Source organism: Streptomyces sp. DS1-CR2 (genome assembly GCF_055760475.1).
The window spans coordinates 2,445,457-2,459,046 of the sequence record NZ_CM147085.1 but is presented as its reverse complement, the minus strand read 5'-3'; the positions used below and the strand labels follow the sequence as shown (position 1 = coordinate 2,459,046).

Annotated in this window: 12 protein-coding genes; 6 read left to right on the top strand and 6 right to left on the bottom strand. The window is 69.8% G+C overall.

Going from position 1 to position 13,590, the window contains the following annotated elements; translation table 11 throughout:
* Window positions 1–203: 203 nt before the first annotated feature.
* The 3 genes from ACY0PA_RS12165 to ACY0PA_RS12155 all read left to right on the top strand — a co-directional run bounded on the left by ACY0PA_RS12165 (window position 204) and on the right by ACY0PA_RS12155 (window position 2,864).
* A complete protein-coding gene (locus ACY0PA_RS12165; protein WP_007448238.1) occupies window positions 204–491 on the top strand; it encodes an RNA polymerase-binding protein RbpA in 288 nt (95 codons plus the stop codon).
* 156 nt (window positions 492–647) lie between these two features.
* The gene (pgi, locus tag ACY0PA_RS12160) at window positions 648–2,297 is read left to right on the top strand and encodes a glucose-6-phosphate isomerase (RefSeq protein ID WP_473084635.1); all 1,650 of its coding nucleotides are present in this window, start codon (window positions 648–650) and stop codon (window positions 2,295–2,297) included.
* A gap of 87 nt (window positions 2,298–2,384) precedes the next feature.
* Complete coding sequence (locus ACY0PA_RS12155) at window positions 2,385–2,864, top strand: DUF2087 domain-containing protein (protein WP_473084634.1); 480 nt, start codon at window positions 2,385–2,387, stop codon at window positions 2,862–2,864.
* Between the two features lie 64 nt (window positions 2,865–2,928).
* Here the strand turns inward: ACY0PA_RS12155 and pgl are convergent, their stop codons facing one another.
* From pgl to tkt, 5 genes are read right to left on the bottom strand one after another with little or no spacing between them, the layout of a single operon-like run.
* Window positions 2,929–3,708, bottom strand: coding sequence for a 6-phosphogluconolactonase (gene pgl / locus ACY0PA_RS12150; RefSeq protein ID WP_473084633.1), 780 nt, complete (start codon window positions 3,706–3,708; stop codon window positions 2,929–2,931).
* Window positions 3,708–4,778: a glucose-6-phosphate dehydrogenase assembly protein OpcA gene (gene opcA / locus ACY0PA_RS12145; RefSeq protein ID WP_473084632.1), complete on the bottom strand. Its 1,071-nt coding sequence runs from the start codon at window positions 4,776–4,778 to the stop codon at window positions 3,708–3,710. Before opcA ends, pgl begins: the two co-directional genes overlap by 1 nt.
* On the bottom strand, window positions 4,775–6,307 hold the full coding sequence (gene zwf, locus ACY0PA_RS12140; protein WP_473084631.1) for a glucose-6-phosphate dehydrogenase: 1,533 nt from the start codon (window positions 6,305–6,307) through the stop codon (window positions 4,775–4,777). Before zwf ends, opcA begins: the two co-directional genes overlap by 4 nt.
* A 4-nt stretch (window positions 6,308–6,311) precedes the next feature.
* Window positions 6,312–7,430, bottom strand: a complete 1,119-nt coding sequence (gene tal / locus ACY0PA_RS12135; protein WP_473084630.1) for a transaldolase — start codon at window positions 7,428–7,430, stop codon at window positions 6,312–6,314.
* A 34-nt stretch (window positions 7,431–7,464) separates the two neighbouring features.
* Window positions 7,465–9,552, bottom strand: a complete 2,088-nt coding sequence (tkt, locus tag ACY0PA_RS12130; protein ID WP_473084629.1) for a transketolase — start codon at window positions 9,550–9,552, stop codon at window positions 7,465–7,467.
* Window positions 9,553–9,864: 312 nt separating this feature from the next.
* On the opposite strand from tkt, the gene ACY0PA_RS12125 reads away from it, so the two are divergent.
* From ACY0PA_RS12125 to ACY0PA_RS12115, 3 genes are all read left to right on the top strand, one after another.
* Entirely contained in the window at window positions 9,865–10,818 is a 954-nt protein-coding gene (locus tag ACY0PA_RS12125) for a heme o synthase (protein WP_473084628.1), read from the top strand.
* A 94-nt stretch (window positions 10,819–10,912) separates the two neighbouring features.
* Window positions 10,913–11,260 (top strand): hypothetical protein, encoded by a 348-nt coding sequence (locus ACY0PA_RS12120; protein ID WP_473084627.1) that lies wholly within the window; start codon window positions 10,913–10,915, stop codon window positions 11,258–11,260.
* A 123-nt stretch (window positions 11,261–11,383) separates the two neighbouring features.
* A complete protein-coding gene (locus ACY0PA_RS12115) occupies window positions 11,384–12,517 on the top strand; it encodes an amidohydrolase family protein (RefSeq protein WP_473084626.1) in 1,134 nt (377 codons plus the stop codon).
* A gap of 22 nt (window positions 12,518–12,539) precedes the next feature.
* Here ACY0PA_RS12115 and ACY0PA_RS12110 read toward each other — a convergent pair whose 3' ends face one another.
* Window positions 12,540–13,544: a COX15/CtaA family protein gene (locus tag ACY0PA_RS12110; RefSeq protein WP_473084625.1), complete on the bottom strand. Its 1,005-nt coding sequence runs from the start codon at window positions 13,542–13,544 to the stop codon at window positions 12,540–12,542.
* Window positions 13,545–13,590: the final 46 nt, after the last annotated feature.

Genomic DNA, 13,590 nt, shown 5'->3' with positions numbered 1-13,590 from the left:
GCCCTCCGGCGCGGCCTATCATGGGGCTTGCGTCTAGGGGCGGGGATGTAACTCCAATCACTGGACGCGCGTTGGGCCTTACGTAGACTGAGGCGCCCGCGGCGGAGCGAGACGCCGACAAGCTCCGCGGCACCATCACGCAGGGAGTTACGACCGTGGCAAGTGGCAACGCGATCCGAGGAAGTCGGGTCGGGGCGGGGCCGATGGGCGAGGCGGAGCGCGGCGAGTCCGCGCCGCGTCTGCGCATCTCCTTCTGGTGCTCCAACGGGCACGAGACGCAGCCGAGCTTCGCCTCCGACGCGCAGGTGCCGGAGACTTGGGACTGTCCGCGCTGCGGCTTCCCTGCCGGGCAGGACCGGGACAACCCGCCGGACCCGCCCCGCACCGAGCCCTACAAGACGCACCTCGCGTATGTGCGCGAGCGGCGCAGTGACGCGGACGGCGAGGCGATCCTCGCGGAGGCGCTCGCCAAACTGCGGGGCGAGATCTAGGACTTGAGCACCGGCCGGACACACCCAAGTGTCCGGCCGGACTCGTTCGGCCGTAGTGGTCCGGACAGATGCCGTATACCGGGCCCTGATCAATTAGGTTGGTCAAGCAGTGGGGCAAGGTACGTACTCAGGTACGAGAGAAGGCTGAAGTCCGAGATGAACGCAGAAAGCCGCAGGCTCAATCAGATGCCCGAGTGGACGGCGCTCGCCAAGCACCGGGAAGAACTCGGAGACGTGCAGCTGCGTGAGCTGTTCGCCGCCGATCCGGCGCGCGGCTCCGACTACACGCTCCAGGTCGGCGATCTGCACGTCGACTACTCCAAGCACCTGGTCACGGACGAGACGCTGCGCCTGCTGCGCGAGCTCGCCGCCGCGACCGATGTCTTCGGTCTGCGGGACGCCATGTTCCGCGGCGAGAAGATCAATACGACCGAGGACCGGGCGGTGCTGCACACGGCGCTGCGGGCCCCGCGTGACGCGGTGATCGAGGTCGACGGCGTCGATGTCGTCCCGCAGGTGCACGCCGTGCTCGACAAGATGGCTGCCTTCGCGGACAGGGTCCGTTCGGGCGAGTGGACGGGCCACTCCGGCAAGCGCATCAAGAACGTCGTGAACATCGGCATCGGCGGCTCCGACCTCGGTCCGGCGATGGCGTACGAGGTGCTCCGCTCCTTCACGGACCGGGACTTGACGGTCCGTTTTGTGTCGAACGTGGACGGTGCGGACCTGCACGAGGCCGTGCGGGATCTCGACCCGGCCGAGACGCTGTTCATCATCGCGTCGAAGACGTTCACGACGATCGAGACGATCACCAATGCGACCTCCGCGCGCAACTGGCTCCTCACCGGTCTGAGGGCCGGCCAGGATGCCGTGGCCAAGCACTTCGTGGCCCTGTCGACGAACGCGGAGAAGGTCTCCGACTTCGGCATCGACACGGCCAACATGTTCGAGTTCTGGGACTGGGTCGGCGGCCGCTACTCGTACGACTCCGCCATCGGCCTCTCGCTGATGATCGCGATCGGCCCGGACGCCTTCCGCGAGATGCTCGACGGCTTCCACCTCGTCGACGAGCACTTCCGCACCGCCCCCGCCGAGTCCAACGTCCCTCTCCTGATGGGCCTGTTGGGCATCTGGTACGGCAACTTCCACGACGCGCAGTCGCACGCGGTGCTCCCGTACTCGCACTACCTCTCCCGGTTCACGGCGTACCTCCAGCAGCTCGACATGGAGTCGAACGGCAAGTCGGTGACGCGGGACGGGACGGAGGTCGACTGGCAGACGGGCCCCGTCGTCTGGGGCACCCCCGGCACCAACGGGCAGCACGCCTACTACCAACTGATCCACCAGGGAACGAAGCTGATCCCGGCGGACTTCATCGGGTTCGCCGAGCCCGTGGCGGACCTGCTGCCGGGACTCGTCGCGCAGCACGACCTGCTGATGGCCAACTTCTTCGCGCAGACGCAGGCCCTCGCCTTCGGCAAGACCCCGGCCGAGGTCCGTGCCGAGGGGGTGCCCGAGGAGCTCGTGCCGCACAAGACGTTCCGGGGCAACCACCCGACGACGACGGTCCTGGCGAAGCGGCTCACTCCGTTCGTCCTCGGCCAGCTCATCGCGCTCTACGAGCACAAGGTGTTCGTCCAGGGCGCCGTCTGGAACATCGACTCCTTCGACCAGTGGGGCGTCGAGCTCGGCAAGGTCCTCGCCAAGCGCATCGAGCCCGCCCTCACGGAGGGCACCGACGTGCCGGGACTCGACCCGTCCACCAAGGCGCTGGTGGCCAAGTACCGCGAACTGCGGGGCCGTTAGATCGCTGGGCGGCGCATCTAATGGGGATGCGCCGCCGCCCGTGGCGGGTGACACTGCTCCGGTCGCGTCACCTGCCGGGAGGACCTCATGGACCAGCTCATGTCCGCGCTCGCCGACCCCGAACGACTGAAGCTCTACGCGCGGATCGTGCTGGACGAGCTGGCGCCCCGCGACGAGGACTCCCCGGCCGTCCGCAAGCACCTGGGACGACTCGTCTCCACCGGGCTCGTCGAGCGACGGCCGGACGGAACGCTGCGGGCGGACCCCTCCGTGTTCCGCCGCGAGCGCCCGGCGGAGATCCACCCCGCCGTGCCGCGCCGCCTCACGGGGTTCTTCGCCCGCGGCCGCCTCACCTCGATCCCGGTCCGCGCCGCCGTGCGCCACGAACTCCTCGTCCACCTCACGGACACGCTCTTCGACACCGAGCGCACCTACACCGAGGGCGAGGTCAACGACGCGTTCCGCACGGTTCACGAGGACACCTCGGCGCTGCGCAGATACTGCGTGAACGACGGGCTGCTCGTACGGGAGCGTGACGGCAGCAGCTATCGCAGGGCGCACGCGTAGAGGCCCCGCACCGGCCAACTTCGGTGCGGGGCCCCTGCGTTCGTGTCTTCGCGCGCGGCGAGCCTCAGGCGACGTGCGGCGGATACAGCTCGGGCGGGAGCTGTGAGGCCGCCGCCGAGTCGAGCAGCCACAGCGTGCGCGAGCGGCCGTACGCGCCCGCGGCCGGCGCCTGGATCTCGCCCGCGCCGGACAGCGCGATGGCCGCGGCCTCCGCCTTGTCCTCGCCCGCCGCGAGCAGCCACACTTCGCGCGCGGCCCGGATCGCCGGGAGCGTGAGCGAGATGCGGGTGGGCGGCGGCTTGGGCGCACCGTGCACACCGACGACGGTGCGCTCGGTCTCCCGGACCGCCGGCAGCTCGGGGAAGAGCGACGCGACATGCGTGTCCGGGCCGACTCCCAGCATCAGCACGTCGAACGTCGGCACCGGACCGTGGTCCTCCGGCCCCGCTGCGGCGGCCAGTTCGGCGGCGTAGATCTGCGCGGCGGCGTCCACCTCGTACGGGCCGTCCGAAGCCGCCATCGGGTGGACCCGGGCCGGGTTGAGCGGCACCGAGTCGAGGAGCGCCTCGCGGGCCTGCGTGTAGTTGCGCTCGGGGTCGCCGTCCGGCAGGAACCGCTCGTCGCCCCACCACAGGTCGAGGCGCGTCCAGTCGACCGCGTCCCGGGCGGGAGAGGTCGCGAGGGCGGCCAGGAGTCCGTTGCCGTTGCGCCCGCCCGTCAGGACGATGGACGCGTAGCCGCGGGCGGCCTGGGCGTCCACGATCTTCGTGATGAGCCGGGCCGCGGCGGCCTGCGCCATCAGCTCCTTGTCGCGGTGCACCACCAACTGGGGTGCCGTGCTCATCACTTGGCGGCCGCCTTCGAAGCGGACTTCTCGGCGGCGGACTTGGCGGGCGCCTTCTTGGCCGCCGCCTTCTTCGCGGGAGCGGAAGCGGCCGCAGGAGCGTCCGCGTCGGCCGCGGGCCCCTGCCCGTCCGGCGCCGCCGCCGGTTCACCCAGCCGGTGCACGCCGTACTTCAGCGCGGCAGCGTACGTGTCGTCCGGGTCGAGGCGGCGCAGTTCCTCCGCGATCAGCTCGGACGTCTCGCGGCGCTTGAGCGCCACCGCGCGGTCCGGCTGCCCCTGGATCGACAGCGTGGCCAGCGAACCGTCCGGACGGTCGAGCACGATGGCGCCGCAGTCCGTCTCCATACGTACGGCCGTCAGGCCGGGGCCCGACGACACCGACCGCTTGACCGGCACGTCGAGCCGGTCCGCGAGCCACATGGCGAGCAGCTCGCAGCTCGGGTTGAACTCCTCGCCCTCCACCTCCACCGAGTTGACCTTGCAGGCCACCTGGTCGAGAGCGGCGGCGAGCATGGAGCGCCACGGCGTGATCCGGGTCCACGACAGGTCCGTGTCACCGGGCGTGTAGGCGCCGGCGCGGGCCTCCAGCTCGTCGTTGGGCTGCTCCGCCGCGTATGTGTCCGTCACGCGGCGCTGGGCGAGCGCGCCCAGCGGGTCCTTGGCCGGGTCGAGCGGCGCGTTCACCGGCCACCAGGCCACGACCGGGGCGTCCGGCAGGAGCAGCGGCAGGACGACCGACTGGGCGTGGTTGATGACCTCGCCGTACAGCCGCAGGACGACCGTCTCGCCGGTCCCCGCCTCCGCGCCGACGCGCACCTCGGCGTCGAGCCTCGACGTCGTACGGTCGCGCGGCGAACGGGAGACGCGCTTGATGACCACGAGGGTCCGCGAGGGGTGCTCGCGGGACGCCTCGTTCGCGGCCCTCAGCGCGTCGTAGGCGTTCTCCTCGTCGGTCACGATGACGAGGGTGAGTACCATGCCGACGGCGGGCGTGCCGATGGACCGGCGGCCCTCCATGAGCGCCTTGTTGATCTTGCTGGACGTGGTGTCCGTGAGGTCGATCTTCATGGCCGGCGCCAGCTCCGTCCGTCTCGTGCGAGCATCTCGTCCGCCTCGGCGGGCCCCCACGTGCCGGACTGGTACTGGGCCGGCTTGCCGTGCTTGTCCCAGTACTTCTCGATCGGGTCGAGGATGTTCCAGGACAGCTCGACCTCCTCCGTGCGCGGGAAGAGGTTCGAGTCGCCGAGCAGGACGTCCAGGATCAGCCGCTCGTACGCCTCCGGGCTCGACTCCGTGAACGACTCGCCGTAGGCGAAGTCCATCGACACGTCCCGGATCTCCATGGAGGTGCCGGGCACCTTGGAGCCGAAGCGGACCGTGATGCCCTCGTCCGGCTGGACGCGGATGACGATCGCGTTCTGGCCGAGCTCCTCCGTCGCCGTGTGGTCGAAGGGGGAGTGGGGCGCGCGCTGGAAGACGACGGCGATCTCGGTGACGCGGCGGCCGAGGCGCTTGCCGGTGCGCAGGTAGAAGGGGACGCCCGCCCAGCGGCGGTTGTCGACCGACAGCTTTATGGCCGCGTAGGTGTCGGTCTTCGACTTGGGGTCGATGCCGTCTTCCTGGAGGTAGCCGACGGCCTTCTCGCCACCCTGCCACCCGGCCGCGTACTGGCCGCGGACCGTGTGGTCGCCGAGCTCCTTGGGCAGCCGGACCGCGCCGAGCACCTTGGCCTTCTCGGCGACGAGCGCGTCCGCGTCGAAGGATGCGGGCTCCTCCATGGCGGTCAGCGCCATGAGCTGCAGCAGGTGGTTCTGGATGACGTCGCGGGCGGCGCCGATGCCGTCGTAGTAGCCGGCACGGCCGCCGATGCCGATGTCCTCAGCCATCGTGATCTGTACGTGGTCGACGTAACTCCGGTTCCAGATCGGCTCGAAGAGGGTGTTGGCGAAGCGCAGGGCCAGGATGTTCTGGACGGTCTCCTTGCCGAGGTAGTGGTCGATCCGGAACACCTGGTCCGGGGCGAACACCTCGTGCACGATCGCGTTCAGTTCCTTGGCCGACTCGAGGTCGTGGCCGAACGGCTTCTCGATGACCGCGCGGCGCCACGAACCCTCGGGCGCGTCCGCGAGGCCGTGCTTCTTCAGCTGCTGCACGACCTGCGGGAAGAACTTGGGGGGCACGGAGAGGTAGAAGGCGAAGTTGCCGCCCGTCCCCTGCGCCTTGTCGAGCTCGTGCATCGTCGTCTTCAGTCGCTCGAAGGCGTCGTCGTCGTCGAAGTTGCCCTGGACGAAGCGCATGCCCTGGACGAGCTGCTGCCAGACCTCCTCGCGGAACGGCGTACGCGCGTGTTCCTTGACCGCGTCGTGCACCTCCTGCGCGAAGTCCTCGTCCTCCCATTCGCGTCGGGCGAAGCCGATGAGCGAGAAGCCCGGCGGAAGCAGACCCCGGTTGGCGAGGTCATAAACGGCGGGCATCAGCTTTTTACGGGACAAATCGCCCGTGACACCGAAGATGACCAGGCCCGACGGCCCCGCGATACGCGGGAGCCGTCGGTCTGCGGCGTCACGGAGCGGGTTCGCTCCATGAACTGGGGTCAAGATCTCAGCCCTCCGAAGGGGCGAGGCGCTGGAGCTCCGCCTCGGTCGACTTGAGCAGGTCGTTCCAGGACGTCTCGAACTTGTCGACGCCCTCGTCCTCGAGCACCTGAACGACGTCGTCGTACGAGATGCCGAGCTTCTCGACCGCCGCGATCTCCGCGCGGGACCGGTCGTACGTCCCGGCGATCGTGTTGCCGGTGATCTCACCGTGGTCGGCGGTCGCGTCGAGCGTGGCCTCCGGCATGGTGTTGACGGTGCCGGGCGCGACCAGGTCCACGACGTACAGGGTGTCCTTGTACGCCGGGTCCTTCACGCCGGTCGACGCCCACAGGGGACGCTGCTTGTTGGCCTGCGCCTTGTCGAGCGCGGCCCAGCGGTCCGAAGAGAAGACCTCCTCGAACGCCTCGTACGCGAGACGGGCGTTGGCCAGCGCGGCCTTGCCCTTGAGCGCCTTGGCCTCGTCGGTGCCGAGGGCGTCCAGGCGCTTGTCGATCTCCGAGTCCACGCGGGACACGAAGAAGGACGCCACCGAGTGGATCTTGGAGAGGTCCAGGCCAGCGGCCTTCGCCTTCTCCAGACCCGCCAGGTACGCGTCCATGACCTCGCGGTAGCGCTCCAGCGAGAAGATCAGCGTCACGTTCACGCTGATGCCCTTGCCGATGACCTCGGTGATCGCGGGCAGGCCCGCCTTCGTCGCCGGGATCTTGATGAGCGTGTTGGGGCGGTCCACCAGCCAGGCCAGCTGCTTGGCCTCGGCGACCGTGGCCGCCGTCTCGTGGGCCAGACGCGGGTCGACCTCGATCGACACGCGGCCGTCCTGGCCCCCGGTCGCCTCGAAGACCGGACGCAGGATGTCGGCGGCGTCACGGACGTCCGCCGTCGTGATCATGCGGATGGCCTCTTCGACGGTGACCTTGCGGGCGGTGAGGTCGGCGAGCTGCTGCTCGTAGCCGTCACCGTGCGAGATCGCCTTCTGGAAGATCGACGGGTTGGTCGTGACGCCCACGACGTGCTGCTGGTCGATCAGCTCGGCAAGGTTGCCGGACGTGATCCGCTTGCGCGACAGGTCGTCCAGCCAGATCGCGACGCCCTCTTCGGAGAGGCGCTTCAGTGCGTCTGTCATGGAAAATGCATCTCCTACGTGTCGTATATGAGCGTCAGCGCTGGGCTGCGGCGAGCGATTCCCGGGCGGCCGCGGCCACCGCGTCACCAGTGAAACCGAACTCCCGGAAGAGGACCTTGCCGTCGGCGGAAGCACCGAAGTGCTCCAGCGAAACAATCCGTCCGGCGTCACCGACGAAGCGGTGCCACGTCAGACCGATACCGGCCTCGACCGCGACACGCGCCTTGACCGACGGCGGCAGGACCGAGTCCTTGTACTCCTGGTCCTGCTCGTCGAACCACTCGACCGACGGCATGGACACGACTCGCGTCGGGATCCCCTCGGCCTGGAGCTGCTCGCGCGCCTCGACGGCGAGATGCACCTCGGAGCCGGTACCGATCAGGACCACCTGAGGCCGGCCACCCTCGGCGTCGAGCAGGACGTAACCACCCTTGGCCGCATCCTCGTTCGCCTCGTACGTCGGCACACCCTGACGGGTCAGCACCAGGCCGTGCGGAGCGCCCTTGCCGAACACCTTCGTGTACCGCTTGAGGATCTCGCGCCAGGCGATCACGGTCTCGTTGGCGTCCGCGGGGCGGACGACGTTCAGACCGGGGATCGCGCGCAGCGCCGCCAGGTGCTCGACCGGCTGGTGCGTCGGACCGTCCTCGCCCAGACCGATCGAGTCGTGCGTCCACACGTACGTGACCGGCAGGTGCATCAGGGCCGACAGGCGGACCGAGTTGCGCATGTAGTCGGAGAACACCAGGAAGGTGCCGCCGTAGATGCGGGTGTTGCCGTGCAGCGCGATGCCGTTCATCTCGGCGGCCATCGAGTGCTCGCGGATGCCGAAGTGGATCGTGCGGCCGTACGGGTCGGCCTCCGGCAGCGGGTTGTCCGCCGGCAGGAACGACGACGTCTTGTCGATCGTCGTGTTGTTCGAGCCCGCGAGGTCGGCAGAGCCGCCCCACAGCTCCGGGATGACCGCGCCGAGCGCCTGGAGAACCTTGCCGGACGCCGCGCGCGTGGCGACACCCTTGCCGGTCTCGAAGGTCGGCAGGTGCGACTCCCAGCCCTCGGGCAGGTCGGTCGCCTCGATGCGGTCGTACTCGGCGGCACGCTCCGGGTTGGCCGTGCGCCAGGCGGCGAACGACTTCTCCCACTCGGCCTTCGCCTCGCGACCGCGGTCCAGCGCCTCACGCGTGTGCGCGATGACCTCGTCGGCGACCTCGAACGACGTCTCCGGGTCGAAGCCGAGTACACGCTTGGTGGCCGCGACCTCGTCGTCGCCGAGCGCCGAGCCGTGCGCGGCCTCGGTGTTCTGCGCGTTCGGCGCGGGCCAGGCGATGATCGAGCGCATCGCGATGAAGGAGGGACGCCCGGTCTCGGCCTTCGCGGCCTCGAGCGCGGCGAACAGGGCCTCGGGGTCGAGGTCGCCGTTCTCCTTCGGCTCCACGCGCTGCACGTGCCAGCCGTAGGCCTCGTACCGCTTCATGGTGTCCTCGGAGACCGCGGTCTCCGTGTCACCCTCGATCGAGATGTGGTTGTCGTCCCACAGGAGGACGAGGTTCCCGAGCTTCTGGTGCCCGGCCATCGAGGACGCCTCGGAGGAGATGCCCTCCTGGAGGCAGCCGTCGCCGGCGATCGCGAAGATGTGGTGGTCGAACGGGGAGGTGCCGGGGGCCGCCTCCGGGTCGAACAGACCACGCTCGTAGCGGGCGGCCATCGCCATGCCCACGGCGTTGGCGACACCCTGGCCGAGCGGCCCGGTCGTCGTCTCCACGCCCGTGGTGTGCCCGTACTCCGGGTGCCCCGGGGTCTTGCTGCCCCAGGTACGGAAGGCCTTCAGGTCATCGAGCTGGAGGCCGAAACCGGCCAGGTACAGCTGGATGTAAAGGGTCAGGGACGAGTGTCCCGCGGACAGCACGAACCGGTCGCGCCCGACCCAGTCGGCGTCCGCCGGGTCGTGCCGCATCACCTTCTGAAAGAGGGTGTACGCGGCCGGTGCCAGGCTCATCGCCGTACCCGGATGGCCGTTACCGACCTTCTGTACGGCGTCCGCGGCCAGGACACGAGCGGTGTCAACGGCCCGCTGGTCCAACTCGGTCCACTGGAGGTCTGTGGTGGTCGGCTTGGTGCTCACCCTGGGTCAGGGCTCCTCTCCACATGTCGGATGCCGGTGATGATGGGCTCACCGACTGTTGTCGAGCCTACCCCTGCAAGTACGCGCATTTTTTCGACTCAATCCAGACTGCCGGGCCGGGCCGGAATCCGCCTCCTGACAGGCATCCGCGCCACTCGACAAGTGAATGCGCACCTGCTCATCTGGGAGGCTGGGAAACACGAACCGACCCCCGCGAAGGGCCAGGTATAGGCAACGTCTACAGTGGCGTGGTACGCGCGAGCCTTTACCGGGACTTCACATCCGGGGGCTTGCTGGGAGTCTCTGTCAGGGGTGTGCGTGACGGCCGTCGAATCCCGTCCAGCGGGGCAACTCGGGACGAGCATCAGCCCGAGCCAACGGCCGCTCGGGGCCCGGTTCAAGGCATTCGTGGCGCTGACCAAGCCGCGGATCATCGAACTGCTGCTGATCACCACGGTTCCGGTCATGTTCCTCGCGCAGCAGGGTGTGCCCGACCTGAAGCTGGTGTTCCTCACCTGCCTCGGCGGCTACCTCTCCGCGGGCGGTGCCAACGCGCTGAACATGTACATCGACCGTGACATCGACGCGCTCATGGAGCGCACGTCGCAGCGGCCACTGGTCATCGGAATGGTCAGCCCCCGGGAGTGCCTCGCCTTCGGCATCGCCCTCGCGGTCATCTCCACGCTGCTGTTCGGGCTGACCGTCAACTGGCTCTCCGCCTGGCTCTCGCTCGGCGCGCTCCTCTTCTATGTGGTCGTCTACACGATGATCCTGAAGCGCCGTACCTCGCAGAACATCGTCTGGGGCGGCATCGCCGGCTGCCTGCCGGTCCTCATCGGCTGGTCCGCGGTCACGAACTCGATGTCGTGGGCCCCGGTCATCCTTTTCCTCGTCATGTTCTTCTGGACGCCGCCGCACTACTGGCCGCTGTCCATGAAGGTCAAGGACGACTACGCGCGCGTGGGCGTGCCGATGCTGCCCGTCGTGGCCTCGAACAAGGTGGTCGCGAAGCAGATCGTCATCTACAGCTGGGTGATGGTCGCCGTCTCCCTGCTCCTGACGCCGCTCGGCTACACCGGCTGGTTCTACACCGCGGTCGCCCTGCTGGCCGGCGGGTTCTGGCTGTGGGAGGCGCACGGGCTGCAGAACCGCGCCAACGCCGAGGTGTCGGGCGCGAAGCTGAAGGAGATGCGCCTCTTCCACTGGTCGATCACCTACGTCTCGATCCTCTTCGTGGCGGTCGCGGTGGACCCCTTCCTGCGCTGACCCAACCAGGACCTTTCCGACGGGCGGGGGGAGTGGCCAAGGCCACGCCCCCCGCCCGTCGCCTGTTGATCTACCTCTCAGTAGCATCTTGTCCATGGCAGACACTCAAGCGGTTGACGACCCGAAGCAGGCGGCGAAGGACGAGCGCAGGGCCGCCCGGCTCGCCCGTGAGATCGGCGCGTTTGCCAAGCGGCACGGCGGCGCCGGCGGGCAGCTCGCGTACATGGGGGAGCGCGGCATCCGCATCGCGCTCGTCGGTGAGGACGGCGAGTGGGGCAATCTGGTGGCGCCCTCGGACACCGTGGCCCGCAAGGCCGTGGAAAAGGCCGGCATCACGATGCACGAGGACTTCGACGGCGAGTTCGCCGCCAAGGTGAAGACCGGCCCGTACGAGTGGACCCGCATGGCGGGCATCCAGCTCGGCGGCCCGAGCAACAAGTAGCGCCCGTCCAACAACAAGTAGCGCCCGTTCAATGCGTCAGGTGTACGAGTGCAACACCTGGCGCAGGGTTCACCCGTTAGGACCGTAGAGAGGTAGAGACACGGTCCATCTACGGGAGCCCGGATGATCGACACGCCATCCCTCGTGGACCAGTACTGCCACGGGGTACTGCGGACGGAACTCGGCCTCGGCACGTTCGAGGCCCATCTCGGCCGGGGCGACCGCCCGCCCGCCCCCGGCACGACCTTCTTCGACACCCAGACCGGCTTCGCCGTACGCCGCTGGTGTCCGCCGCTCCTCGGCCTCGAACCGCACTGCCCGCCGGCCCGCTACCTCGCGCGGCGCCGCGAACTGGGCGTCGTGGAGTCGGGCCGCAGACTGCTGCGGGGCAGCGGCATCACGACGTACCTGGTCGACACGGGACTGCCGGGCGACCTGACCGGGCCGCGCGAGATGGCCTCCGCCGGCGACGCGGACGCGCACGAAATCGTCCGCCTCGAACTCCTCGCCGAGCAGGTCGCCGACACCTCGGGCACCGTCGAGTCCCTGCTCGCCAACCTCGCCGAGTCCGTGCACGCCGCGGCCGCGAACGCCGTCGCGTTCACCTCGGTGGCGGGCGTACGGCACGGCCTCGCGTTCGCGCCCCAGCCGCCGGGACCCGGCGAAGTGCGCGGAGCCGCGGGACGCTGGCTCGCCGCGCGCCGCGTCGGCGGACCCCTCACCGACCCCGTGCTCCTGCGCCATCTCCTGTGGATCGCGGTGGCCTCGGGCCGGCCGCTGCAACTTCACGCGGGACTCGGCGAACCCGGCCTGCGCCTCGACCGCACCGACCCGGTCCTGCTCACCGACTTCGCCCGCGCCACGGCCGGACTCGGCACAGACCTGATCCTGCTGCACGGCTACCCGTATCACCGGCACGCGGCGCACCTCGCCGGCATCTTCCCGCATGTGTACGCGGACCTCGGTCCGGCGCTCGCCCGTACCGGGGCGCGCGCGGCGGCCGTACTCGCGGAGATCCTGGAACTCGCCCCGTTCGGCAAGCTGCTGTTCTCCAGCGGCGCGCACGGCCTGCCGGAGCTGCATGTGGTGGGGGCGCGGCTGTTCCGCGAGGCGCTCGGGCGGGTGCTCGGCGGCTGGGTCTCGGACGGCGCGTGGTCCCTGGCGGACGCGCAGCGGGTCGCAGGGATGATCGGCTCGGTGACGGCCCAGCGGGTCTACGGCCTCAGCGGCACGGGCGCCGCCGCGCGGGGCGGCTGACCCGGGCCGCGGGCTGTCCGGGTCAGACGGTGGTCAGGGCCGGGTCCGCCTGGGCCGGGACATCGGCCGTGCCCAGCGGGCGCTCCCGCAGTGACAGCAGGACCCGCAGGACCGCGATCCACACCAGGGCCGAGCCCAGCATGTGCAGGCCGACGAGGACCTCGGGCAGGTCGGTGAAGTACTGGACGTAGCCGATGACGCCCTGCGCGAGCAGCACGAGGAACAGGTCGCGGGTGCGGTGCAGGGGGCCCTTGGGGGCGTCGACCGCCTTGAGGACGAACCACAGGGCGAACGTCAGCGTCACCACGATCCAGGCCAGGACGGCGTGCACCTTGCTGATGGTCTCCCAGTCGAGCGGCATGCGCGCCACGTCGCTGGAGTCGCCGGCGTGCGGGCCCGAGCCCGTCACCACCGTGCCGACCATGATCAGCGCCACCGTGGCCGTCGTCAGGATCCAGACGAGCTGCCGCACGGCCTTGCCGACGAGGGGGCGCGGTGCGGCGTCACCCTCACGCGTGCGCTGCCACATCACCGTGGCGACCGCGATCAGCGCGGTGGACAGCAGGAAGTGGGCCGCGACCGTGTACGGGTTGAGGCCGACGAGGACGACGATGCCGCCGAGGACGGCATTGCCCATGACGAGCCAGAACTGGGCCCAGCCGAGCCGGGTCAGGCCGCGCCGCCACGGCTTCTGCGAGCGGGCGGCGATGATCGCCCAGCCGACCGCGGCGCACAGGACGTACGTCAGCATGCGGTTGCCGAACTCGATGGCTCCGTGGAAGCCCATCGCGCTCGTCGCGGTGAGGGACTCGTCGGTGCACTTGGGCCACGTCGGGCAGCCGAGGCCCGAGCCCGTCAGGCGCACCGCGCCGCCGGTGACCACGATGACCACCGTCATGACGACGGCGGAGAGCGCGGCGCGCCGGACGGTCCGCTGAGCGGGGGTCCAGCGTTCGGCGATGAAGGCGAGCGGGTTGCGCACGGCTCGGGCGGCGTCGGCGGGGGTCACGTTTGGCACGGGCCCCATCGTAGGGCGCCGCTTGTGCATGTCTTCACGAGGGGGCCGATCCGGG